The organism is Georgenia satyanarayanai (genome assembly GCF_023715365.1).
GTDB classification, from domain to species: Bacteria; Actinomycetota; Actinomycetes; order Actinomycetales; family Actinomycetaceae; genus Oceanitalea; species Oceanitalea satyanarayanai_B.
This window is the reverse complement of record NZ_JAMBNZ010000011.1, coordinates 42,473-65,304: the sequence shown is the minus strand read 5'-3', so window position 1 is coordinate 65,304 and position 22,832 is coordinate 42,473. Positions and strand designations below refer to the sequence as shown.

General features: G+C 71.9%; 24 protein-coding genes. All 24 read left to right on the top strand.

What is annotated here, in order from left to right; translation table 11 throughout:
* The first annotated feature begins 90 nt into the window (after positions 1 to 90).
* Positions 91 to 360 (top strand): flagellar FlbD family protein, encoded by a 270-nt coding sequence (locus M3148_RS13290; protein WP_251305185.1) that lies wholly within the window; start codon positions 91 to 93, stop codon positions 358 to 360.
* Positions 360 to 1,139: a motility protein A gene (locus tag M3148_RS13285; protein ID WP_251305184.1), complete on the top strand. Its 780-nt coding sequence runs from the start codon at positions 360 to 362 to the stop codon at positions 1,137 to 1,139. The genes M3148_RS13290 and M3148_RS13285 overlap by 1 nt, the downstream gene beginning before the upstream one ends.
* Entirely contained in the window at positions 1,136 to 1,972 is an 837-nt protein-coding gene (locus tag M3148_RS13280; RefSeq protein ID WP_251305183.1) for an OmpA/MotB family protein, read from the top strand. Before M3148_RS13285 ends, M3148_RS13280 begins: the two co-directional genes overlap by 4 nt.
* Before the next feature lies 1 nt (position 1,973).
* Positions 1,974 to 2,462: a flagellar basal body-associated FliL family protein gene (locus M3148_RS13275; RefSeq protein ID WP_251305182.1), complete on the top strand. Its 489-nt coding sequence runs from the start codon at positions 1,974 to 1,976 to the stop codon at positions 2,460 to 2,462.
* Between the two features lie 68 nt (positions 2,463 to 2,530).
* A complete protein-coding gene (locus M3148_RS13270; protein ID WP_285884681.1) occupies positions 2,531 to 3,454 on the top strand; it encodes a flagellar motor switch protein FliM in 924 nt (307 codons plus the stop codon).
* Positions 3,451 to 4,131 carry a flagellar motor switch protein FliN gene (gene fliN / locus M3148_RS13265; protein WP_251305180.1) on the top strand — a complete coding sequence of 227 codons (681 nt, stop codon included), beginning with the start codon at positions 3,451 to 3,453 and terminating at the stop codon, positions 4,129 to 4,131. The genes M3148_RS13270 and fliN overlap by 4 nt, the downstream gene beginning before the upstream one ends.
* Complete coding sequence (locus M3148_RS13260) at positions 4,128 to 4,529, top strand: FliO/MopB family protein (RefSeq protein ID WP_251305179.1); 402 nt, start codon at positions 4,128 to 4,130, stop codon at positions 4,527 to 4,529. The genes fliN and M3148_RS13260 overlap by 4 nt, the downstream gene beginning before the upstream one ends.
* Positions 4,526 to 5,341 carry a flagellar type III secretion system pore protein FliP gene (fliP, locus tag M3148_RS13255; RefSeq protein WP_440136955.1) on the top strand — a complete coding sequence of 272 codons (816 nt, stop codon included), beginning with the start codon at positions 4,526 to 4,528 and terminating at the stop codon, positions 5,339 to 5,341. The genes M3148_RS13260 and fliP overlap by 4 nt, the downstream gene beginning before the upstream one ends.
* Positions 5,341 to 5,613 (top strand): flagellar biosynthetic protein FliQ, encoded by a 273-nt coding sequence (locus M3148_RS13250; protein WP_251305178.1) that lies wholly within the window; start codon positions 5,341 to 5,343, stop codon positions 5,611 to 5,613. Before fliP ends, M3148_RS13250 begins: the two co-directional genes overlap by 1 nt.
* A gap of 3 nt (positions 5,614 to 5,616) precedes the next feature.
* Positions 5,617 to 6,366, top strand: coding sequence for a flagellar biosynthetic protein FliR (locus tag M3148_RS13245; RefSeq protein WP_251305177.1), 750 nt, complete (start codon positions 5,617 to 5,619; stop codon positions 6,364 to 6,366).
* On the top strand, positions 6,363 to 7,463 hold the full coding sequence (locus M3148_RS13240) for an EscU/YscU/HrcU family type III secretion system export apparatus switch protein (protein WP_251305176.1): 1,101 nt from the start codon (positions 6,363 to 6,365) through the stop codon (positions 7,461 to 7,463). The genes M3148_RS13245 and M3148_RS13240 overlap by 4 nt, the downstream gene beginning before the upstream one ends.
* Positions 7,460 to 9,517: a flagellar biosynthesis protein FlhA gene (locus M3148_RS13235; RefSeq protein WP_251305175.1), complete on the top strand. Its 2,058-nt coding sequence runs from the start codon at positions 7,460 to 7,462 to the stop codon at positions 9,515 to 9,517. Before M3148_RS13240 ends, M3148_RS13235 begins: the two co-directional genes overlap by 4 nt.
* Positions 9,492 to 9,839: a hypothetical protein gene (locus M3148_RS13230; RefSeq protein ID WP_251305174.1), complete on the top strand. Its 348-nt coding sequence runs from the start codon at positions 9,492 to 9,494 to the stop codon at positions 9,837 to 9,839. The genes M3148_RS13235 and M3148_RS13230 overlap by 26 nt, the downstream gene beginning before the upstream one ends.
* A 10-nt stretch (positions 9,840 to 9,849) precedes the next feature.
* Complete coding sequence (csrA, locus tag M3148_RS13225) at positions 9,850 to 10,089, top strand: carbon storage regulator CsrA (RefSeq protein WP_251305173.1); 240 nt, start codon at positions 9,850 to 9,852, stop codon at positions 10,087 to 10,089.
* A gap of 322 nt (positions 10,090 to 10,411) precedes the next feature.
* Positions 10,412 to 11,992: a methyl-accepting chemotaxis protein gene (locus M3148_RS13220; protein ID WP_251305172.1), complete on the top strand. Its 1,581-nt coding sequence runs from the start codon at positions 10,412 to 10,414 to the stop codon at positions 11,990 to 11,992.
* 177 nt (positions 11,993 to 12,169) lie between these two features.
* Entirely contained in the window at positions 12,170 to 13,780 is a 1,611-nt protein-coding gene (locus tag M3148_RS13215) for a methyl-accepting chemotaxis protein (RefSeq protein ID WP_251305171.1), read from the top strand.
* Positions 13,781 to 13,936: 156 nt separating this feature from the next.
* Positions 13,937 to 16,192, top strand: coding sequence for a chemotaxis protein CheA (locus tag M3148_RS13210; RefSeq protein WP_251305170.1), 2,256 nt, complete (start codon positions 13,937 to 13,939; stop codon positions 16,190 to 16,192).
* Positions 16,192 to 16,608 (top strand): chemotaxis protein CheW, encoded by a 417-nt coding sequence (locus M3148_RS13205; RefSeq protein WP_251305169.1) that lies wholly within the window; start codon positions 16,192 to 16,194, stop codon positions 16,606 to 16,608. Before M3148_RS13210 ends, M3148_RS13205 begins: the two co-directional genes overlap by 1 nt.
* A gap of 27 nt (positions 16,609 to 16,635) precedes the next feature.
* Positions 16,636 to 18,312, top strand: a complete 1,677-nt coding sequence (locus M3148_RS13200) for a methyl-accepting chemotaxis protein (RefSeq protein WP_251305168.1) — start codon at positions 16,636 to 16,638, stop codon at positions 18,310 to 18,312.
* Between the two features lie 11 nt (positions 18,313 to 18,323).
* Positions 18,324 to 19,970, top strand: coding sequence for a methyl-accepting chemotaxis protein (locus M3148_RS13195; protein ID WP_251305167.1), 1,647 nt, complete (start codon positions 18,324 to 18,326; stop codon positions 19,968 to 19,970).
* Positions 19,971 to 20,056: 86 nt separating this feature from the next.
* Complete coding sequence (cheB, locus tag M3148_RS13190) at positions 20,057 to 21,160, top strand: chemotaxis-specific protein-glutamate methyltransferase CheB (RefSeq protein ID WP_251305166.1); 1,104 nt, start codon at positions 20,057 to 20,059, stop codon at positions 21,158 to 21,160.
* Positions 21,157 to 21,978, top strand: a complete 822-nt coding sequence (locus tag M3148_RS13185; RefSeq protein ID WP_251305165.1) for a CheR family methyltransferase — start codon at positions 21,157 to 21,159, stop codon at positions 21,976 to 21,978. The genes cheB and M3148_RS13185 overlap by 4 nt, the downstream gene beginning before the upstream one ends.
* Entirely contained in the window at positions 21,975 to 22,358 is a 384-nt protein-coding gene (locus M3148_RS13180) for a response regulator (protein WP_251305164.1), read from the top strand. Before M3148_RS13185 ends, M3148_RS13180 begins: the two co-directional genes overlap by 4 nt.
* A complete protein-coding gene (locus tag M3148_RS13175; RefSeq protein WP_251305163.1) occupies positions 22,355 to 22,831 on the top strand; it encodes a chemotaxis protein CheX in 477 nt (158 codons plus the stop codon). Before M3148_RS13180 ends, M3148_RS13175 begins: the two co-directional genes overlap by 4 nt.
* The last annotated feature ends 1 nt before the right edge of the window (position 22,832 follow it).

Sequence of the window (22,832 nt, the reverse complement as noted above, 5' to 3'; positions counted from 1 at the left end):
CCCGGACCTCTCAAGGTCCGGGCCCGGCGGTCGATAGTCAGTGTGCAGGGCTCATGGATGGGCCCGAAGCAACCAGGATGGAACCGACCCGTGATCACCGTGACCCGCCTCACCGGACAACCGTTCGCGATCAACCCTGATCTGATCGAACGGATCGAGTGCACTCCCGACACGATCCTCGTGCTCATGGACGGCACGCGCTACCTCGTGGCCGAGACGATGCCCGACGTCGTCGCGATGGTCCAGGAGTACCGCGCCGGAGTCATCTCCCGCGCGCTGCAGCCGGCGGAGGAGCCCCCCACGGCCCGCGCCGAGCTGCGCCCCGTCGTTCCCCTGCCGACTCGACTCCAGGGGGAATGATGGATCCGGCAACTCTCATCGGACTGGCCGTCGCATTCGGCGGTGTCCTCGTCCTCATGACCGCCGAGGGGGTCCACCTCACCGCGATCCTGCTGCCCGGCCCGCTCGCCATCGTCTTCGTCGGCAGCCTCGGTGCCTCGATCGCCGGCGGCGCTCTCCGCGACGCCATCCACGCCTTCAAGACGCTGCCCAAGGCCTTCACCGCCAAGGCCCCCAAGCGCGGTGCCACCATCGCCGCCGTCGTCGCCCTGTCCGACCGGGCCCGGCGCGAGGGGCTGCTGGCCCTCGAGGACGCGGCCCAGGACGTCGAGGACGAGTTCCTCCGCGACGGGCTGATGGCCGCCATCGACGGCGCCGATCCCGAGGACCTGCGCACGATGCTCGAGGACCGCATCGACACCAAGCGCGCTCAGGACCGCGTCGCCTCCGGCTTCTTCAACTCCCTGGGCGGGTACGCGCCGACGATCGGGATCATCGGCACCGTCATCTCCCTCGTCCACGTGCTCGAGAACCTCTCCGACCCGAGCAATCTCGGCCCGATGATCGCGGCGGCCTTCGTCGCCACCCTGTGGGGCATCCTCTCCGCGAACCTCATCTTCCTGCCGCTCGGCAGCCGCCTCAAGCGCATCTCCGACCTCGAGTGCGCCCAGATGGAGATCAGCCTCGAGGGGCTCCTCGCCCTCCAGGCGGGCGCCAACCCGCGCACCGTCGGTGAGCGCCTGCGCAGCATGGTCCCGGCCGGCGAGCTGGTCGAGGACAACACCGGGCAGGCGGCGTGAGCTCGCGACGCCGCCGTGGCGGCCACGAGGAGGAGGAGGAGGAGAACTCCGAGCGCTGGACCGTCAGCTACATGGACATGGTCACCGTCATGATGTGTCTGTTCATCGTCCTGTTCGCCATCAGCCAGGTCGACCAGGCGAAGTTCAACGACCTGTCCCAGTCGCTCGCCGCCGGCTTCGGCAATGCGTCCGCGTCCGTCACGGTCGTCGACGGCTCGAGCGGCGTCCTCGACGGCGGTGACGCCCCGTCCGCCGACATCGCCCCGGTCGACGAGGCGGCCGGCCTGTCCCCCCTGCAGGGCAGCCCCCAGGAGCTGGCGCGCCAGGAGGCCAGGAACCTCGACGCAGTCCGGGAGAGCATCCGCGCCGGGCTCGACGAGGCCGGTCTGGAGGACGAGGTCCGCTTCGCCATCACCGAGCGCGGGCTCGTCATCGGCCTCGTCAGTGAGAACACCTTCTTCTCCCCGGCCAGCGCGGCCATGCCGCGCACGTCGCTCGAGGTCGTCGACACGATCGCCGCGACCCTGCGGCCCCTGGACAACGACATCCTCCTCGAGGGCCACGCCAACCCGCTGCCCTACACCGAGCCCTACGAGACCAACTGGGAGCTCTCCGCGGACCGCGCCACCAAGGTGCTGCGCCGCATGGTCGAGCACGACGGCATCGCCCCCACCCGGGTGCGGGCCATCGGCTACGGCGACGCCTACCCGGCGGCGGAAGGGCCCGACGCCCTCGACCTCGACCGGCGCGTCGACGTCGTCGTCCTGAGTACCCAGCCCGAGTCGGTCCGCACGCTGCTGCCCGAGGCCGCTCACGACATGGAAGGAGCCTGAGATGACTGAGAAGCGCGTGATCGGGGGCCAGTCCCGCAAGATCGGGGGCGGCCAGGCCGCACCGGCGCCCACACCTCCGGAGCCGGAGCCCGGCTCCCGCCGCGGCCGCGGCCGGCTGCTCATCGTCCTCGCGGCCGTGGTGGCGGTGCTCGCTGCCGGCGCCTTCGTCTTCCTGCGTCCCGCCGAGCCGGCTGCCCCCGTGGAGCCCGAGGTGGGTGACACGGTCACCATCGAGCCCCGCAACATCAACCTCGCCGACGGCCACTACCTGCGCCTCGGCTTCGCGATCGAGCTCGTCGCGGAGGTCGAGGAGGTCGCGACGGCGCACGCGACGGACATCGCCATTGCCCTGTTCACCGGCCGCACCGTCGCGGAGGTCAATGACCCCGACCGGCGAGAGCAGCTGAAGTCCGAGCTCTCCGAGCGGCTCGTCGAGGCCTACGACGGGGAGGTGCTGACGGTCTACTTCACCGACTTCGTCACGCAGTGACACGACGCGCGCCCTGCCCGCTGCGGCCGGGCGCGCAGCGACTCCTCAACATCACCCGGGCGCCGCCGATGGGGACATACGTGACGGTTCCCCCCTCTCCCGGTGCTGACGGCACGGTCGTGTACGACTTCCGTCGGCCGATGACCCTGGCGCGCGAGCACGCCCGCACCCTCGAGGTCGCGCTCGGCACCTTCGCCCGCCAGTGGTCCAACCAGCTGATGGCGCGCCTGCGCGTGCCCACCCAGATCGCTTTCGAGGCGGTGGGCATGGGCACGTACGACGAGTACATCAGTGGCCTGCCCTCGCCCACGACGCTCGCCGTGTGCGCCGTCGGCAGCAACCGCCGCCCAGGGATCGTCCAGTTCCCCCTGGAGACTGCGCTCACCTGGGTCGACCAGATGCTCGGTGGTCCGGGCAAACCCGGCGCGGTCCCCGACCGGGAGCTGACCGAGATCGAGCAGGCGCTGCTCAGCGACCTCATGGTCCGTGTGCTGGGGGACCTCAACTACGCCTTTGCCGGCATCATCGACGTCGACGTCGAGCTGCGCCGCTTCCAGCACTCCCCGCAGGTCCTCCAGCTGATGACGGCGACGACGGCGGTCATCTCCGCGAGCTTCTCAGTCTCCGCTGGGGAGCACCGCGCCACGGCCACCCTCATGGCCCCGGCCGAGGGGATCATCGGGGCGCTGCGGGACAACAGCGCGCCCGACCAGCGCAGCGCCTCCCAGGAGGCCGCCGAGCAGGAGCAGCGCGAGCTCCTCGACCGAGCCGTGCAGAACGCGCCCGTCGAGCTGACCGTCCGCCTCACCCCCGTGCCCGTCCACCCCAGGGAGGTCGTCGACCTCGCCGTGGGCGACCTCCTCCCGCTTCACCACCCCCGCTCCCAGCCCATGGACGTCGTGGTCGGTGACCGCGTCCTCGCCCAGGCAGTCGCCGGGACCAACGGGTCCCGCCTCGCCGGGCTGGTCGTCAACGTCAAGGAGAACTCATGAGCACCACCACCGTCGACACCCACGCCGTCGCCGAGGAGCTCGCGCGGCTCCTGCCGTCGTCCCAGCCGCTCGTCGCCCGCCGCGCCGAGCCCGGAGAGCGTCCCGCCGCCGAGGCCGTCGCGGTCGTCGCGAGCTTCGTCGGGCAGGGCAGCGCCGAGCTCGTCGTCGTCGCCGAGGAGGCCGTCGCGGAGGCGATGGCCGGCGCCGCGGCGCTGACCCTCGCCGAGGCGCTGCGCCCCGCCCTCGAGGCCGCCTCGCAGCGCCTCGGCACCGGCGTGCTCAGCGCCGCCGAGGAGCGGCCCGCAGGGGACGCGCTCACCGGTCGCGACGTCCAGCTCTTCGCGCTCACCGCCGGCAGCGGGGTCCAGGCCTGGTTCGGCATCCGCACCGTGTCCACCGCCGCCCCGGTGAGCAGCGCCCCGCTCACACCGGGCAGCATGCGCGTCCTCTACGACGTCGAGCTCACCCTCACCACCGAGATTGGCCGTACCCGGATGCCGCTGCGCGACGTCCTGGCGCTCACCCCCGGCACTGTCCTCGAGCTCGACCGCGCCGCCGGCAGCCCGGCCGACGTCATGGTCAACGGCCGCCTCGTCGCCCGCGGTGACATCGTCGTCGTCGACGAGGACTACGCCGTCCGCATCACCGAGATCGTGTCGGAGACCTCGGCCCAGTGAGCGACACGCTCGAGCTCGCGCTGCGGGTCACGGTCTCGCTGGGACTCGTCCTCGCGCTGCTGTGGTTCCTCGCCCGCCGGCTGGGTGCCGGTGGGGGCGCCGTCCGGCGGCTGCCGATCACCGTCCTCGGACGGCAGACCCTGGGACGCCGCTCCGGCATCACCGTCGTCGACGTCGCCGGGCGGACCCTCGTCCTCGGCGTCAGTGACACCGAGGTCCGCCTCCTCACCGAGCTCGAGTCCGCTCCCTTCGTCCTGGAGGACGCCGGGCCGCAGGGCCCGGAGTCCACCGTGCCCGCACCGATGTCCACCCCGCCCTCGGCCCTCGGCGGCTCGGTCCTGTCCCCGAACACGTGGCGCACCTCGTGGCAGGTCCTGCGAAGCCGGGTGCGCCGGTGAGCGCCGCGGTCTGCCGCCCGCGCGCGGCCTGGCTGCCCCGGCTGCTGGCGGTCCTCGCCCTCGCCGCAGCCCTGCTCGTCCTCGGTGCGACCCTCGCGCACGGCGCGCCGGTGCCTCCTGAGGACCCGACCGCGCCGACCGCGCCCGTCGAGCCCGGCCTGGGCATCGACGTCGACGTCGCGGGGGGCACCCCCTCGACGTCGATCATCGCGCTGCTCGCGCTCACGCTGCTCGGAGTCGCGCCGTCGCTGCTCCTCATGATGACGAGCTTCACCAAGATCTTCGTCGTCCTCGCCCTCACCCGGAACGCGCTGGGTCTCCAGGGCGTGCCCCCCAACCAGGTGCTCGCCGGGCTCGCGCTGTTCCTCTCGATCTTCATCATGTCCCCCGTCCTGGGTGACGTGAACGGCGCCGCCGTCCAGCCCTACCTCGACGGGCAGATCGACTTCGGCGCTGCCCTCGAGGCGGCCCAGGTGCCGCTGCGGGAGTTCATGGTCGGTCTCACCCGGGAGGAGGACCTCGCCCTGCTCACCCGCGCCGCGGACATGCCCAACCCGGGGAGCCCGGAGACCGTACCCATGCAGACGCTCATCCCCGCGTTCATGCTCTCCGAGCTGCGTGCCGCCTTCATCATCGGCTTCGTCGTCTTCGTGCCCTTCCTCGTCATCGACCTCGTCGTCGCCTCCGCGCTCATGGCGATGGGCATGATGATGCTGCCACCCTCGATGATCTCGCTGCCCTTCAAGATCCTGCTGTTCGTCCTCGTCGACGGCTGGGGCCTCATCATCACGCAGCTGGTGGGGAGCTACTAGTGGACACCGCAGGCGTCATCGACATCGCCACCCTGGCGCTCGGGCTGGCCGCCAAGCTCGCCGCGCCGCTCCTCGTCACCGCCCTCGTCGTCGGCTTCACCGTCTCTCTGCTCCAGTCGGTCACCCAGATCCAGGAGGTGACGCTGAGCTTCGTGCCCAAGGCGATCGGCGTTGCCGTCGCGATCGTCGTGTGCGGCAACTGGATGATCTCCGAGCTGGTCGTCACCACCCACGAGCTCTTCGACCGGATCCCCGGTCTCCTGGGGGGCTGAGGCGTGGACGCGGCACTCGTGGTGCTCCCCGTCGTTCTTGCGGCCGTCCGGGTGACCGTCTTCCTCGTCATCGCCCCGCCCTTCAACCACCGGGCCATCCCGGCGACCGTCAAGGCGATGCTCGGGGTGGGCCTGGCCCTGGCGCTCGCCTCCTCCATGACCGTGCCGGTCGAGGTGTCCGCCGCGACGCTCATCGCGATGGCGTTGTCGGAGGCCGTCACCGGCGCCGGCCTCGGCGTCCTGGTCGCGTTGATCTTCTCGGCGGTCCAGTCCGCCGGGCGCCTCATCGACATGCTCGGTGGCTTCGAGCTGGGCCAGGCGCTGGACCCGATGACGATGACGAACAGCGGCCCCTTCGGCCGCTTCTACCAGCTCATCGCCGTCGTCCTGCTCTTCGTCTCCGACGGGTACCAGCTCGTCGTCGGCGGGCTGGCCCGCAGCTTCGACGCGCTCCCGCTCGGGGCGACGCTCGACCTCGGCGCCCTCGCCGGTCAGCTCGCCGAGGGCGTGAGCCAGCTCTTCCTTGCCGCCATCCAGGTCGCCGGGCCGCTCATCGCCGTCCTCTTCCTTGCCGACGTCGGACTGGGCCTGCTCACCCGCGTCGCCCCCGCCCTCAACGCCTTCGCCCTCGGCTTCCCGCTCAAGATCCTCATCACCCTCACGCTCGGCTCCATCACGCTCGCAGCGCTTCCCGGCATCGTCGACTGGCTCGCCGACCAGGCCATCCGCGGCATCGGGGAGGTCGTGCGATGAGCAAGAGCGCCGGTGAGAAGAGCGAGAAGGCCACTCCGGAACGGATGAAGAAGGCCCGCAAGGACGGGAGCCTGGGCAAGTCCCAGGACCTCACCGCGTGGGTCGTCGTCGGGGCGGGTGTCCTCACCGTGCCGACGGTCGTCGCGCGTGGCTCCGACGCCGCTGCGGGCCACGTGCTCGGGCTGCGCGAGATCATCGCGACGCCCGAGCCGGCACTCGCGGTGCGCGCCCTGGGGGAGGGGCTGCTCAGCGCCATCCTGGCCGTCGCGCCGCTCCTCGCCGTCGCGGCGCTCGCGGCCGTCGTCGCGGGCGCCGCGCAGGGCGGGGTCCACGTCTCCACCAAGAAGCTCAAGCCCCGCTTCGAGCAGTTCAACCTCGGCAAGGGGGCCAAGCGGCTCTTCGGCCCGCAGGCGTGGTGGCAGGGTGCCAAGGCGTTCCTCAAGACCGCCGTCGTCGGTGCCGTGCTGTACTCCGCCATCGTCGGCCTCATCCCGATCGTCGCGCAGTCCGGCCGCCTGTCGGTCATGCAGATCCTCGGCGAGGTCGGCTCCCGCATCCAGACCCTCCTCACGTGGGGTGTGGCCGCGGGCCTCGCGCTCGCCGCCGTCGACCTCCTCGTCGTCATGCGCCGCAACCGCAAGACCACGCGCATGTCCAAGCAGGAGATCAAGGAGGAGCACAAGCGCTCCGAGGGTGATCCGATGGTCAAGGGGCAGCGCCTGGCCAAGGCCCGGGCGATGAGCCGCAACCGCATGCTCGCCGCGGTGGCCGACGCCGACGTCGTCGTCGTCAACCCCACGCACGTCGCCGTCGCGCTGCGCTACGAGCCCGGCAAGGGCGCACCGCGCGTCGTCGCCAAGGGACAGGGCCACGTCGCCGCCAAGATCCGTGAACGCGCGGCCCAGCACCGGGTCGCCGTCGTCCAGGACATCACGCTGGCCCGCACGCTTCACGCGATGTGCGAGGTCGGGCACGAGGTCCCCGACTACCTCTACGAGACCGTCGCACGCGTCCTCGCCTTCGTCATGTCCCTGCGCCGTCGCGGCGCCGCCACCGGGACCCACCGCATGCCCCAGTCCAGGAAGGACAGCCGATGAAGAACGGCAAGGTCACCCAGTTCGCCGCCCCGGCCGCAGTCGTCGGGATCATCATGCTGCTCGTCATCCCGCTGCCGGCGCCGCTGCTGGACGTCCTCATCGCGGTCAACATCATGGGCGCGATGCTCGTGCTGCTCACGACGATGTACATCAAGAAGTCCCTCGACTTCTCGATCTTCCCGGCGCTCGTGCTCGTCATGACGCTGTTCCGGCTGGGGCTCAACGTTGCCTCCACCCGCCTCGTGCTGCGCGACGGCTACGCCGGTGAGGTCATCAACGCCTTCGGCCACATCATCGTCGGCGGCTCGATCGTCATCGGCCTCGTCATCTTCCTCATCCTCGTCGTCATCCAGTTCGTCGTCATCACCAACGGCGCCGGGCGCGCGGCGGAGGTCGGGGCACGTTTCACCCTCGACGCCATGCCCGGCAAGCAGATGGCCATCGACGCCGACCTCAACGCCGGCGCCATCGACGACGACGAGGCCCGCCGCCGCCGCGCGGAGGTGGCCGCCGAGGCCGACTTCTACGGCGCGATGGACGGCTCCGCGAAGTTCGTCAAGGGTGACGCGATCGCCGGCATCATCACGACGGTCATCAACCTCGTCGGTGGCTTCGTCATCGGCATGGTCCAGCTCGGCATGAGCCCGGGTGAGGCCATCGAGACCTACTCCCTCCTCACCGTGGGTGACGGCCTCGTGACCCAGATCCCGGCCCTCCTCATGTCCGTGGCCACCGGCCTCGTCGTCACCCGCGCGACGTCGGACTCCGACATGGGCACGATGGCCACCTCCCAGCTCACGCAGTCGCGCACGGCGCTGACGATCGCGGGAGGCGCTGCCGTCATCCTCGCGCTGGTGCCCGGCATCCCCAAGCTCCCCTTCATCCTCGTCGGTGGTGCTCTCCTCGTCCTCGCCCAGCGGATCAAGGCCAAGGAGACGGAGGTCGCCGACGCCGACGCCGCCACCGAGACCGCTGCGGCGCTGCAGCCCGTTGCCGAGACCCCGGAGGCGCTCATCGAGCAGATGCGCGTCCACGCGCTCGAGGTGCTGCTCGCCCCCGACCTCGTCGACATGGTCGGTGGCTCGGCCGACCAGGACCTGCTCGGGCGGGTCCGGGCGCTGCGCCGCAAGACCGCCCTGGAGATGGGCTACGTCCTGCCCCCGGTCCGCACCCGCGACTCGGTCGACCTGCCCGCCGGCACCTACGCGATCCGGCTCTCCGGCGTCGAGGTCGCACGCGGCACGGCGCCACGCGGCCGAGTCCTGGCGCTCGGTGAGGGCCTCGAGGGGCTGCCCGGCAGCACCGTCGTCGAGCCGGTCTTCGGCCTGCCCGGCAAGTGGATCCCCACCGAGCTGCGCCACAGCGCCGAGATGGCCGGGGCGACCGTCGTCGACCGCGTGTCGGTCCTCATCACCCACCTGTCCTCGGTGGCCTCCACCCACGCCGACCGGCTGCTCGGCCGTGAGGACGTGCGGGTGCTCGTCGAGGGTCTCAAGCAGACCAACCCGTCGGTCGTCGAGGAGCTCGTCCCCGCGGTCCTCAGCCTCGGCGAGGTGCAGCGGGTCCTCCAGGGACTGCTCGTCGAGCAGGTCCCGATCCTCGACCTCGGCCGGATCCTCGAGGCGCTGACCCTGCGGGCGAAGGCCTCCACCGACCCCGAGGGCCTTGTCGAGGCCGCCCGCCAAGCGGTTGCGGACGTCATCGTCGACCGCCAGCGCGAGGGGGGCGTGCTGCGCGTCCTCACCCTCGAGCCGGCCACCGAGCAGCTGCTCCTCGAGTCGCTGCGGCCGGGGGAGGGTGGCACCCAGATCTCGCTCGCACCGGACCGGGTCGAGGGGCTCCTCGCCTCGCTGCGTGCCCAGGTGGAGACGCTCGAGGCGACCGGACGCCAGGCGGTGCTCGTGTGCTCGCCGGCCATCCGTGCGGCGCTGCGTCGGGTGGCGGGGCTGGCGGTCCCGCGCCTTCCCGTGCTGTCCTACACGGAGGTGACGGGTACGTCGCTGACGATCGAGACCGTGGGAGCCGTGGGTGTCGGACAGGCGATTGCTGCTTGACGGTCCAGACCTGACCGGGCTCCTCGCGCGTGCCGAGGAGCTCGGTGGCCGGGTGGTGCGCGCCCAGCGGCTGCGCAAGGGGCTGCTCATGCGCGAGTGGTACGAGGTGACCGTGGCCGTGCCCGACCCGAGCCCCGCGCCGGCACCCGTCACCCGGCTGTCGGCCCGCCCGGCGGCCCAACCGGCCCCGCCGCGTGCGCCCCGGACGGGCATCGACGCCCTCCTCGGCGCCGCCGAGGCGGCCGAGCGGATGGAGTCCGAGGCGAGCAGGGCGGCGCGCGCGGCGAGCGCCCGGTCGGTCAAGAGCCGGGGCGGACGGTAGGGTCGGACCCGTGCTGGTACTGAGCCGCAAGGTCGGGGAGCAGATCGTCATCGGTGTGGACATCGTCCTCACCGTCGTCGATGTGCGCGGCGACACCGTCCGACTGGGTATCGCCGCTCCCCGGCACGTGACGGTCAACCGTGCCGAGGTGCTCCGCGCCGTCGAGGAGGCCAACCGCGAAGCGGCTCGCGCCGACGACGAGGACCTCGAGGCGCTCCGTACCCTGCGCCCGCCCACGCCCGAGGACTGAGCGCCGGCGGACCCCCGGCCGCCGAGCCGAGAGAGGACACCGGTATCCACTCAACACCGGGCGTGTCCTGCCGAAGGTTCCGGGCGTGCGCATGAAGCGTACGAAGCGCTGTGTGGCACCGGCGAGATCGTCAAGACGTTCCCTGGTCGGACACGTGCGTCCCACACCAGGTCGGCGAGGTCGCCGATGTCGTCCCGACAGGTCCTCGATGATGCCAGGCGGCCCGGACGCAAAGGACACCCGCATGGTCGCGCTGGCTCCAGAACGCTCAAACACCTCTCACGGGCACGCCCCTCGAAAGCTCCCGGTGGCCGCGGCACCGATGCCACGCCGGCGTCGCCGCTTTGCCGACACGCAAATCGGCACCAAGTTCGTCCTGCTCGTCGGGGTTGTCCTGCTCTCCCTCGGCGGGCTCCTCACCGCGACGGTCGTCGGCAACGGCAGCGTCGAGCGCGCCAGCGCCCGGGTGGCCCTCGAGGAACGTATCCAGGAGAGCGTGCTGCTGCTCGACACCCGCGCCAGCGAGCTCAAGGTCAGTGCCTACATGGTGCTGGTCCGCGACGACCCCGAGGAGCAGGTCGTCGCCCTCGAGGAGGACACCGCCACGGTCGAGCACCTCCTCGGCCAGCTGACAGCGCTGCCGCTGGAGGGAGATCGAGCGGCGGGCGTGGCGAACCTGGAGAGCACCTTCCGCGAGTACCTCGCGACGACGGCGGCGTTCATCGACGACGCCATCACCGACTCGGAGGGCACGGCATCGCGCTGGGAGGAGATCCAGGAGGCCAACGCCCTGACCGACGACGCCGTCGCGGCCGTGGCTGACGGGTCCGCGGCTGCCACCGCCGCCGCTGGGGACGACCTCTCCGACGCGATGGCGACGTCACAGCGCGTCAGCCTCGTCGTCGCCATCGTCGGCCTGGCCCTCGTCCTCGGTATCAGCCGGCTCACCGAGCGCTCGGTGACCCGCCCCGTGAGCCGGATGAGCACGGCGCTCCAGGCGATGGCCGCCGGGGACCTGACCGTGCGCGCGCACGTCGACAGCGCCGACGAGGTCGGTCAGATGGCGCAGGCGCTGGACACGGCGCAGACGAACCTCCGGGCACTCGTCGGTGAGGTCTCCGGGACGGCGCAGGCGGTGGCCGCGGCCGCGGAGGAGCTGTCGGCCGGCGGGAGCCAGCTCGGCTCGACGTCGGCAGAGACCTCGACGCAGGCGAGTGTGGTGGCTGCCGCCGCCGAGCAGGTGTCGAGCAACGTGCAGACGGTCGCGGCGGGGGCCGAGCAGATGGGAGCCTCCATCCGGGAGATCGCCCAGAGCTCGAACGACGCGGCCCGGGTCGCTCACCAGGCGACCGCGGTGGCCGCGGCCACGAACGAGACGGTGGCCAAGCTGGGAGCGAGCTCCCAGGAGATCGGGGACGTCGTCAAGGTCATCACCTCGATCGCCGAGCAGACCAACCTGTTGGCTCTCAATGCCACGATCGAGGCCGCGCGCGCCGGCGAGGCCGGCAAGGGCTTTGCGGTGGTGGCGGGGGAGGTCAAGGACCTCGCCCAGGAGACGGCCAAGGCCACCGAGGACATCGCCCGTCGGGTGGCGGCGATCCAGGTCGACACAGCCGGCGCGGTGGACGCAATCGGGGACATCTCACGCATCGTGGGACAGATCAACGGCTACCAGCTGACCATCGCCTCGGCGGTGGAGGAGCAGACGGCGACGACCAACGAGATGGCGCGCAGCGTGACAGAGGCCGCGACCGGCTCGGGGGAGATCGCGTCGAACATCACGGGGGTGGCCGCCGCCGCGGCCTCGACCACCGAGGTCCTCGGCCAGCTCAACGGAGCGGCCGACGAGATGGCCCGGATGTCCGCCGATCTGCAGGCCAGGGTCGCGCAGTTCACCCACTGAGGAGGAGACGTCCCCCGGACCGACGTCTCACAACGGCGGCGTCGCTGCCGACGGGTGGGGTGTGCGCAGGATGCGCACGGCCGGCCCTCGTCCCCGAGGACTGCCGGCGCTGTGGGACGAGCCTACAAAAGCGCCGGTGCCCGCTGCAGGACGGCCACGGACCCACAAGGAAGACCGATGTCCACAGAATCCCTCGCACCCGCCAAGAGCCGCCGTTCCCTCCGGGACGCGTCCGTCCGCGTGAAGATCGCCGCCGCAGTCGGGGTGGCGGCACTCGTCGCGCTCGTCATCGGGGTGCTCGGAATCGTCCAGGTGCGCGACCTGGCGGCCGGGCAGGACGAGATGTACGAGGAGCGGGTCCAGCCCCTGGTGCAGCTCGCCAACGTCCGCGCGCTGATCCAGGAGATGCGCGTGCAGGCGAACGCCCTCCCGTTGCGTCAAGCCGCGGACAGCGACACCTACCTGACGCGTATTGGAGAGCTTGAAGCGCAGGTGTTCGACATCTTGGACAACTACCGCCAGTACGCGGAGGACGATTCAGACATCGACGAGCTCATCGCGGCCGTCGACGTCTATCAGGACGATGTCGCTGGGCGATGGGTGGAGATCATCAGAACTGGCGACATGGACGCAATGGAGGAGTTCTACAACGAAAGTCTCGCGGTGCAAGGTGAGGGGCTGGCTGTAGCCGTCGGTGCTGGTCTGGACGCCCAGGTGGATCGCGCTGATGCGGACAACGCGGCGGCGGCAGCACAGGCGGCGACCACACAGACGCTCCTCATCATTGTCCTCGTCGTCGGCCTCGGCGTGGCGATAGCTGTGGCGGTGTTCGTGATCCGGCAGATCATGCGAACGGTCGAGACTGTCCGAGTTGCCGTGGAGGCGCTCGGCAACGGCGACCTCACCGCCGAGCCCGAGGTGAGCACGAGGGACGAGCTCGGCCAGATGGCCGAGCACCTCGGCCGCTCGATGCGCCAGCTGCGCGGCACCGTCGGGGCGGTCAACGAGGCCGCCGTGACGATCGCGTCCGGGGCCGAGGAGCTCGCTGCCTCGACGACGCAGGTGGTCGCTGCGTCCGAGGAGACCTCTGCCCAGTCCGGCGTGGTCGCGTCCGCTGCCGAGCAGGTGAGTCAGAACGTCCACACCGTGGCCGCCGGCGCGGAGCAGATGGGCGCCTCGATCCGGGAGATCGCCCAGAGCTCCAGCGAGGCCGCCGCCGTCGCAGCCCGCGCCACGACGCAGGCCGCGGTCACCAACGAGACCGTGCAGAAGCTCGGGGCCTCCTCGGTCGAGATCGGCAACGTCGTCAAGGTCATCACGACCATCGCCGAGCAGACCAACCTCCTCGCGCTCAACGCGACCATCGAGGCCGCTCGGGCCGGCGAGGCCGGCAAGGGCTTCGCCGTCGTCGCCAGCGAGGTCAAGGACCTCGCCCAGGAGACCGCCAAGGCCACCGACGACATCGCGCGTCGGATCGAGGCGATCCAGCACGACACCGAGGGCGCGGTCACCGCCATCGGTGAGATCACCGAGATCATCGGGCAGATTAACGACTACCAGATGACGATCGCCTCGGCCGTCGAGGAGCAGACCGCGACGACGAACGAGATGTCGCGCAGCGTGACCGAGGCGGCGACCGGGTCCACCGAGATCGCCGGCAACATCACCGGCATCGCATCCGCCGCGGCGGACAACAGCGCGACGATGACGCAGATGAGCAGCGCCGTCGCCGAGCTCGCGAGCATCTCCGAGGGCCTGCGTGCCCAGGTGTCCGCGTTCCACGTCTGAGCCACCCTCCGCCACGGGCGGGCCTGCCACCGGCAGGCCCGCCCGTGGTGCGTTCACCCCGACGTCTCACAAACCGTGCGCGGGCACCGATGAGGAGGGAGTGCACAGGAAGTGCACAGACCGACACGGATGCATGGAGGTCCGCCGGTGGATGGCATGGATGAGATCGTCCACGAGTTTCTCGTCGAGAGCTACGAGAACCTCGACCAGCTCGACCAGGACCTCGTCGCGCTCGAGGGCGCCCCGACCTCGCGCGAGCTGCTGAGCAGCATCTTTCGCACGGTCCACACGATCAAGGGAACGAGCGGCTTCCTGGGCTACGCGAACCTCGAGCGGGTCTCCCACACGGGTGAGAGCCTGCTTGCCGAGCTCCGCGACGGCGCGCGCCGGATGGACCAGGCGACCACCGACGTCCTTCTCGCCCTCGTCGACACCCTGCGCGCGATCCTCGCGTCCATCGAGGCCGGCCGCGGCGACGACCACGACGTCGAGCCCACGATCACGCGGATCGTCGCCGTCCAGGAGGGCGTGAGCCCGCCCCAGCCGGAGCAGACCGCCGTCGTCGCGCCCGAGCCGGCCGCACCGCAGCCCGAGCCCGTCCGCGAGGCGGAACCCGCTCCCGAGCCGGCCCGGAAGGTCATCGGCAAGCGCCGCACCGCCGAGGCACCCGTGCCCACCGCCGTGGCTCCCACGCCCGCCGCGCCGGCCGCCGAGCAGGCGGAGCCCCACCCCGAGCCCGAGCACCACCGCAACGCGGCGGAAAGCTCCATCCGGGTGGACGTCGAGCTGCTCGACAGTCTCATGCGCCAGGTGGGTGAGCTCGTCCTCGTCCGCAACCAGTTCGACCGCCTCTCCGACCGCGGGGAGGACACCGAGCTCGCCCGCTCCGCCCAGCGCCTGAGCCTCATCGCCACCGAGCTGCAGGAGGGCGTCATGAAGACGCGCATGCAGCCCATCGAGCACGTGTGGAACAAGATGCCCCGCGTCGTGCGCGACCTCGCCTCGACGCTCGGCCGCAAGGTCTCCCTGTCCATGCTCGGGGGCGAGACCGAGCTGGACCGCTCACTCCTCGAGGCCGTCAAGGACCCGCTCACCCACCTCGTGCGCAACGCCGTCGACCACGGCATCGAGGCGCCCGCCGACCGTGTGGCGGCCGGCAAGCCCGAGCAGGGCCAGGTCACGCTGCGCGCCTACCACGCGGGTGGGCAGGTCATCGTCGAGATCGCCGACGACGGCCACGGGATCGACCCCGACGCCGTCGCAGCCAGCGCCGTCCGGAAGGGGGTGCGCACCGAGGAGCAGGTGCGGGCGATGAGCCCGCAGGAGATCTACGAGCTGCTCTTCCTGCCCGGCTTCTCCACCGCCAAGGCCGTGACGAACGTGTCCGGCCGCGGTGTGGGTATGGACGTCGTGCGCACCAAGATCGAGGCGATCGGCGGCTCCGTCGACGTCGACTCGCAGCCGGGAGCCGGCACCACCTGGCGCCTGCGCATCCCGCTCACCCTGGCGATCATGCCGGCGCTCACCGTCACCTGCGGACCCCGCACCTTCGCCATCGCCCAGACGAACCTCCTCGAGCTCGTCGCCGTCGACTCGAGCCAGCTCGAGTACGTCGGCACCGCGCCGGTCTACCGGCTGCGTGGCGCGCTCCTGCCCCTCCTCTCGCTCGCCGAGGTCCTCGGCATGGAGCGGGAGGAGCAGTCGTCGCACACCATCGCCGTCCTCCAGGCCGACGAGCAGCGCTTCGGCCTCCTCGTCGACCGGGTGCTCAACAACGAGGAGATCGTCGTCAAGGCGCTGTCCTCGCGGATCAAGCAGATCGGCCTCTACTCCGGCGCGACGGTGCTCGGTGACGGCGACATCGCCCTCATCCTCGACGTCCAGGCCATTGCCCGCCGCGCCCTCATCGGGGAGCTCGGCCAGCTCGTCCGCGCCAGCCGTGCGCCCGAGGCCCGCGTGAGCGGCACCGAGCAGCAGCTGCTCGTCGTCGCCATCGGTGAGGGCCGGCGCGTGGCGATCCCGCTCGCCGACGTCACCCGCCTCGAGCGGATGCCCGCCGACCGCCTCGAGCGCGTCGGGAGCCGCGAGGTCGTCCAGTACCGCGGCGACCTCCTGCCCGTCGCCCGCCTGGACCGGGTGCTCGGCGCTATGAGCTACGAGCAGCCCGAGGAGCTCCTCGTCATCGTGCTCACCTCCGGTGGCGTGACCGTCGCCGTCGTCGTCGGCGAGATCGTCGACATCGTCACCGACGACCCGGCCAGCCGCAGCGGGCTCGAGGACACCGGGCTCACCGGCTCGACCGTCATCAAGGACCGCGTGACCGAGCTCCTCGACGTCAGCGACCTGCTGCACGCGGTGGGAATCGCCCCCTTCGACGCCTCCGCTCTCGACGAGGACCTGGTGAGGATCTGATGAGCACCCAGTACGTGACCTTCGCCCTCGGGGACAACCTCTACGGCATCGGCGTCGGGCAGGTGCAGGAGGTCCTGCCCTACCGCGCCACGGCCAGCGTGCCGCTCGCGCCCGCGGAGGTCGCCGGCCTCGTCAACCTCCGCGGCCAGGTGGTCCTCGCCCTCGACCTGCGCACCCGCCTGGGCCTCGCGTCCGGTGGGACGAGCGAGCCGATGATGGTCGTCGTCAAGCTCGGCGGGGAGCCCGTCTCGCTCCTCGTCGACGCGATCGGCGACGTTGCCGAGGTGGACGACGCGCAGTTCGAGGCCCCGCCCCAGACCCTCACGCCCGAGCTCCGCGAGGTCATCCGCGGCGCCTACAAGCTCGACGGCCGCCTCCTGCTCGCCCTCGACGTCGACGCCGTCACCGCGGCCTGACACCGACTCTCACCCCCGGAGAACCCCATGGCCGTCCTCGCCCCCGAGCGGACGCGCACCGCACCGGCGCCCTCGCCGATCGTCGCGCCCACCGCGCCCGCCCCTGCCCGCAGGCTGCGGATCAGCGACGTCTCGCTGCGCACCAAGATCATCGGCAGCTCCCTCGGGGCGGCCGCGCTCGTCCTCAGCATGTCCGGCGTCGCTGTCTGGGGCACGCTCAGTGCCGCGGACTTCGCGGCCGAGACCCTGGAGCACGACGTGCGCTCCGAGCAGGTCATCGGACAGATGCGCGTGGCTTTCTCCCAGGCGCAGTACCTCGGGGCGGCGAGCCTCGTCGCGCCCACCCCACAGCTCGCCGAGCAGGTCCTGGAGGAGCGCAGCGCGAGGCTCACCGAGCTGAGCGCGCTCGCCGGGGAGTACCGGGCCGAGCTCGCTCCGGACGCCGAGGCCGCGGCCCTCGTGGTCGACGTCGAGACCGCGGTCGAGGGCTACCTCGCGGCGGCGGCAGCCACGGGTGACCTCGTCCGCGGCGGTGGAGCCGCCGGCCCCGAGGTCGAGGAGCTGGTCGGCGAGATGGAGGCACAGGCTGCCTCCATCTCCGAGGACCTCGCCGCCGTCGCGGAGATCCACGAGACCGAGGCCACGAAGGGCCTGGAGGAGATGGAGGCCACAGCGAGGACGGCGATCATCTCCGCTGTCCTGTGGTCAGTCGTCGGCGCTGTCGTCATGGTGACCGGTGGTGTGCTCATCGGCCGCCGCGTCTCCCGCAACGCCCTGCGCCTCGTCCGGACGACGACGGCGATGGCGTCCGGCGACCTCACGACCACGACCGACGTCACCGACCGGGACGAGCTCGGCCAGGTCGGCCAGGCGCTCGACGCGGCGCAGCACAACCTCCGCGATCTCATCGCCGAGGCCTCCGGCACCGCGCAGGCGGTCGCCGCGGCCGCGGAGCAGCTCTCCGCCAGCGGCGGCTCGCTGCGGGCCACGACCGAGGGCACCTCCTCGCAGGCCGGTGTCGTCGCCGCCGCGGCCGAGCAGGTCTCCGGCAACGTCCGCACGGTGGCCGCCGGCGCGGACGAGATGGGCGCCTCCATCCGGGAGATCGCACAGAACGCCGCCGAGGCCGCCCAGGTCGCTGCCCAGGCCACCGGCGTGGCCGAGACGACGAACGAGACGGTCGCCAAGCTGGGGACGTCCTCCCGCGAGATCGGTGAGGTGGTCAAGGTCATCACCTCGATCGCCGAGCAGACGAACCTCCTCGCGCTCAACGCGACCATCGAGGCCGCGCGGGCCGGGGAGGCGGGCAAGGGTTTCGCCGTCGTCGCCGGAGAGGTCAAGGAGCTCGCGCAGGAGACCGCGCGGGCCACCGAGGACATCGCCCGCCGGGTGGACACGATCCAGGTCGACACGGCCGGGGCGGTCGACGCCATCGCCGAGATCTCCCGGATCATCGGCGCCATCAACGACTACCAGCTGACGATCGCCTCCGCCGTCGAGGAGCAGCACGCGACGACCGATGAGATGACGCGCAGCATCACCGAGGCCGCCACCGGGTCCGGGGAGATCGCCGGGAACATCACCGCCGTCGCCACCTCCAGCGCCGCCGCGAACGACACCCTCCTCCAGCTGACCGCCGCGGCGCAGGAGCTCGCGGGCATGTCCGCCAGCCTCCAGAACCGCCTCGCGCAGTTCCGCTTCTGATCGGAGCTCCCATGTCCTCCTCCACGCCCATGTCCCAGTCCCCCACGCGCCTGCGCCGGACCGGCGTCGCGACCCGGCTCTACGTCACCTTCGGCGTCGTCGCCCTGTTCGTCCTCACCGCCGCCGGCATCGGCCTCACCGCCATCGCTCAGCAGCGGGAGCAGTCCGCGGAGCTCGCGCGCGCCGAGTCGATCGCCCAGCTGGCCGAGGAGGCGCGCTTCCAGATCGCCGACGTGACCGGCTGGCAGGGCCTCTACCTCGGTGACGTGGCCGTGCTCGGCGCCGAGGTGGGCCTCGCGGCCGACTCGTACAACATGGCCGGCATGGCGGAGTCGCGGCAGGCCGTGGAGGCCTGGCTCGACGAGCTCGACGCCGTGGACCTGCGTCCCGAGGAGGAGCAGGCCTTCGGCGGGCTGCGCCCGGCCTGGGAGGACTTCTTCACCTGGGACGCGCAGGTGGTCGAGTGGCTCGCTCTCGACACGCAGGAGGGCCAGGAGACCGCCCTCGAGTCGATCAACGGCGGAGAGGCGGGGGAGGCGTACTCCACCGTGCTCGCCATCGCGGACGAGGCGCAGTCGCTCGCTGACGAGGAGGTGGCCGCGGCTCAGGCCGCGCAGGCGGAGGGCCAGGCGACCGCGACCAAGCGGCTGGTGGCTACCGGCGTCATCGGCATCCTCCTCGCGGCGCTCTTCGCCGCGCGCACCACCCGGCTCCTGCTGCGTCGGATCACCCGGCTGCGGCACGTCGCCGAGCGGCTGAGCGCGGGGGACCTCACCGCTCGGACCGAGCTCGCCCGCACCGACGAGCTCGGTGACGTCGGCCATGCCCTCGACGAGGGGGTGGCGGCAGTCCGGGACCTCGTCAGCGCGGTCGGTGACTCCGCGCACCGAGTCTCAGGGTCCACCGGGGAGCTGGAGGCGCGCACCCAGCGCGTGGCCGGCGAGGTCGCCCAGTCCTCCGCCCAGAGCACTGCCGCCGCGGCCGCCGCCGAGCAGGTCTCGGCGAGCGTGCAGACCGTCGCGGCCGGCGCCGAGCAGATGGGCGCCTCCATCCGTGAGATCGCCCGCACCGCCGGGGAGGCGGCCTCCGTCGCCTCCCGCGCCAGCACCGTCGCCCAGTCGACGAACCACACCGTGGCGAAGCTCGGCACCTCCTCCCAGGAGATCGGTGACGTCATCAAGGTCATCACCTCGATCGCCGAGCAGACCAACCTCCTCGCGCTCAACGCGACCATCGAGGCCGCGCGGGCCGGTGAGGCGGGCAAGGGCTTCGCCGTCGTCGCCGGAGAGGTCAAGGAGCTCGCGCAGGAGACCGCGCGCGCCACCGACGACATCGCCCGCCGCATCGAGACGATCCAGGCCGACGCGGGCGCCGCCGTCGGCGAGATCGACGAGATCGCCCGCATCGTCGGGGCCATCAACGACCTCCAGCTCACCATCGCCTCGGCGGTGGAGGAACAGACGGCGACGACGAACGAGATGAGCCGCGGACTGTCCGAGGCGGCGGCCGGCTCGGGCGAGATCGCCCAGAACGTCACGGTCCTCGCCTCGGCCGCCGAGACCCTCGACGCCGTCCTCAGCGGGATGAGCACCGAGGTCGGCGACCTCGCGGGGCTGTCCACCGAGCTGCGCGACCGCGTCACCCAGTTCGCCTACTGAGCACGGGCAGGCCTGAGCCTGCCCACCACCACCCACCCGCGCCGCTCCGGCGACGCACCGATGACCCGAGAGAGGAGGAACCCCGCGTGAGCGTGCGAGTCCTCGTCGTCGACGACTCCGTCGTCATCCGCCGCCTCGTCACCCAGGCGCTGGGCGCCGACCCCACGATCGAGGTCGTGGGCGTCGCCGCCAACGGGCGCCTCGCCCTCGGCAAGGTCGAGCAGCTCGCTCCCGACCTCGTCACCATGGACATCGAGATGCCCGAGCTCGACGGCATCTCCACCGTCCGGGCGCTGCGGGCCGCCGGGCACCGGATGCCGATCATCATGTTCTCCACGCTCACCGAGCGCGGGGCCGCCGCCACCCTGGAGGCGCTCGCGGCCGGCGCGACGGACTACGTCGCCAAGCCGTCCGGCGTGGGCGGCCTCCAGGAAGGGCTGCGGCGGGTGGCCGAGGAGCTCGTCCCCAAGGTCCACGCCCTCGTCCCGGGCCGGCGCCGCACCGAGCGCCTCGCCTCGGTCCCGACGACGGCGACGGCGGTGGCCACGCCACCGGCCGCCACCACTCGCGGACCCGTCCGCCTGCGCCCGGCCACGCCCCGGACCACGCCGGTGCGCGCCGTCGTCCTCGGCTCCTCCACGGGCGGCCCGGCCGCGCTCGCCGAGCTCGTCGCGGGTCTCACCGAGGCACCTCCGGTGCCGGTCGCCATCGTCCAGCACATGCCCGCCGTCTTCACCCGCCAGCTCGCCGACCGGCTCGACCGGATCGGGCCGGCGACGGTCGTCGAGGCCAGCGACGGCGAGACGCTGCTGCCCGGGCACGTCTACGTCGCCCCCGGCGGGCGCCACCTCCTCGTCGCCGCCGAGCGGGGCGGCCTGCGGGCGCGGCTCACCGACACCCCGCCTGTCAACTACAGCCGCCCCTCCGTGGACGTGCTGTTCCGCTCCGCCGTCGCCGCGCTGGGCGGTGAGCTGCTCGCCGTCGTCCTCACCGGGATGGGCGCCGACGGCGCGGCAGGGTCCGGCCAGGTCGCCGACGCCGGCGGCACCGTCCTCGTGCAGGACGAGGCGACGTCCGTGGTGTGGGGGATGCCCGGGGCGACAGCCGCCGCCGGGCACGCCCACGCCGTCCTTCCACTCAAGGAGATCGCCAGCGCAATGAGAAAAGCCATGGGGGAGGCACGACGATGAGCGTGTCAGCAGAAACTTTCGGGTACGTCGCGGACCTCGTGCGCACCCACAGTGCGATCCAGCTCGTGCCCGGCAAGGAGTACCTCGTCGAGAGTCGGCTGCTGCCGCTCGCGCGCGAGAAGGGCCTCACCGGGCCCGCGGCGGTGGACAGCTACGTGCGCGACGTGCGCCGCAGCCCCGACCGCGGCGAGCTCACGCGCGTCGTCGAGGCGCTCACCACGAACGAGACCTCGTGGTTCAGGGACACCTCGCCGTTCACGGCCTTGCGCCAGCACGTCGCTCCGGCGGCTCGCGCACAGAACCCGGGCACGCTGCGGATCTGGTCGGCGGCCTGCTCCACCGGCCAGGAGCCCTACAGCATCGCGATGACGCTCCTCGAGAACGGCGAGCGGCGCTTCTCGGTGCTCGCGACCGACCTGTCGACCGCCGTCCTCGCCCAGGCGCGGGCCGGGCAGTACAGCCAGCTCGAGATGAACCGCGGCCTGCCCGCCGCGATGCTCGTGCGCTACTTCGAGCGGGCCGGCGCCGGCTGGGGCGTCAAGGACGAGCTGCGCCGCACCATCACCTTCGCGCAGCACAACCTCCTCCAGCCGCCGCCGGCCGGTGGACCCTTCGACGTCGTCTTCCTCCGCAACGTCCTCATCTACTTCGACGCCGCGACCAAGCGGGACATCCTCTCCCGCACCCGCCGTGCCATGCGGCCCGGCGCACACCTCGTGCTCGGTGCCGCCGAGTCCATGGTGGGCATCGACGACGCGTGGGAGCGCGTCCCGACCGCCCAAGGTTCCGTCTACCGAGTGCCAGGAGGCATCTCATGAGAGCTCTCGTCATCGACGACTCGCGCGCGATGCGCCGGATCGTCTCCCGCCTGCTGCAGGACCTCGGGTACACCACCGACGAGGCGGCCGACGGCTCGCAGGCGCTGGCGCTGCTCGAGGCCGACAGCGGCTACGACCTCGCCTGCGTGGACTGGAACATGCCCGTCATGGACGGCCTGGCCTTTGTCTACGCCGTCCGTCAGCGCCGGGAGTGGCGCGGGATCACGCTCATGATGGTGACGACCGAGTCGGAGCACGGCCAGATCGTGCGGGCCCTCGCGGCCGGCGCCCACGAGTACCTCATCAAGCCGTTCACGCCGGACGCCCTCAAGGGCAAGCTCGAGATGCTCGGACTGCTGCCCGTCAAGGAGATCGCATGACCGCCACGATGGCCGAGCACGTCGTCACGATCGCGCAGGACATGTTCACCGCGATGATCGACGGGGAGCCGGGACTGCTCACCGACCGGGCGAGCGACGTCGTCGTCCTCGCCAATCCCGTCCGCGCCTGGGTGGAGATCCAGGGCGAGCCCTCCGTGCGGACGGTCGTGGCCACCGACCGCGCCACCGCGGACCGGATCGCCCGCGCCCTGCTCGCCATGGGCCCCGCCGAGCCCGTCGCCGTCGAGGACGTGCGCGACGCCCTCGGGGAGATCGCCAACGTCATCGGCGGCAACCTCAAGGGCCTCATGACGGGAAGCAACGCGCTGAGCCTGCCCGTGGTCACCCTCGACGACACCCAGCCGGACGGGGACCTCGTGTGGGAGCGCGCACTCCACTGGCACGAGGCGCCCCTCGTCATCTCCGTCTGGGAACCCGACACCACCACCGACGCCAAGGAGGACACGCAGTGAG

What these genes read in the sequence shown, in the direction of transcription:
- M3148_RS13185 (WP_251305165.1), top strand. Translation starts at nt 21,157, where the DNA reads ATGAGCGTGTCAGCAGAAACTTTCGGGTACGTCGCGGACCTCGTGCGC.
- M3148_RS13275 (WP_251305182.1), top strand. Translation starts at nt 1,974, where the DNA reads ATGACTGAGAAGCGCGTGATCGGGGGCCAGTCCCGCAAGATCGGGGGC.
- M3148_RS13285 (WP_251305184.1), top strand. Translation starts at nt 360, where the DNA reads ATGGATCCGGCAACTCTCATCGGACTGGCCGTCGCATTCGGCGGTGTC.
- M3148_RS13270 (WP_285884681.1), top strand. Translation starts at nt 2,531, where the DNA reads ATGGGGACATACGTGACGGTTCCCCCCTCTCCCGGTGCTGACGGCACG.
- M3148_RS13210 (WP_251305170.1), top strand. Translation starts at nt 13,937, where the DNA reads ATGGATGAGATCGTCCACGAGTTTCTCGTCGAGAGCTACGAGAACCTC.
- M3148_RS13200 (WP_251305168.1), top strand. Translation starts at nt 16,636, where the DNA reads ATGGCCGTCCTCGCCCCCGAGCGGACGCGCACCGCACCGGCGCCCTCG.
- M3148_RS13215 (WP_251305171.1), top strand. Translation starts at nt 12,170, where the DNA reads ATGTCCACAGAATCCCTCGCACCCGCCAAGAGCCGCCGTTCCCTCCGG.
- M3148_RS13220 (WP_251305172.1), top strand. Translation starts at nt 10,412, where the DNA reads ATGCCACGCCGGCGTCGCCGCTTTGCCGACACGCAAATCGGCACCAAG.
- M3148_RS13195 (WP_251305167.1), top strand. Translation starts at nt 18,324, where the DNA reads ATGTCCTCCTCCACGCCCATGTCCCAGTCCCCCACGCGCCTGCGCCGG.
- M3148_RS13175 (WP_251305163.1), top strand. Translation starts at nt 22,355, where the DNA reads ATGACCGCCACGATGGCCGAGCACGTCGTCACGATCGCGCAGGACATG.
- M3148_RS13180 (WP_251305164.1), top strand. Translation starts at nt 21,975, where the DNA reads ATGAGAGCTCTCGTCATCGACGACTCGCGCGCGATGCGCCGGATCGTC.
- fliN (WP_251305180.1), top strand. Translation starts at nt 3,451, where the DNA reads ATGAGCACCACCACCGTCGACACCCACGCCGTCGCCGAGGAGCTCGCG.
- M3148_RS13205 (WP_251305169.1), top strand. Translation starts at nt 16,192, where the DNA reads ATGAGCACCCAGTACGTGACCTTCGCCCTCGGGGACAACCTCTACGGC.
- M3148_RS13240 (WP_251305176.1), top strand. Translation starts at nt 6,363, where the DNA reads ATGAGCAAGAGCGCCGGTGAGAAGAGCGAGAAGGCCACTCCGGAACGG.
- M3148_RS13235 (WP_251305175.1), top strand. Translation starts at nt 7,460, where the DNA reads ATGAAGAACGGCAAGGTCACCCAGTTCGCCGCCCCGGCCGCAGTCGTC.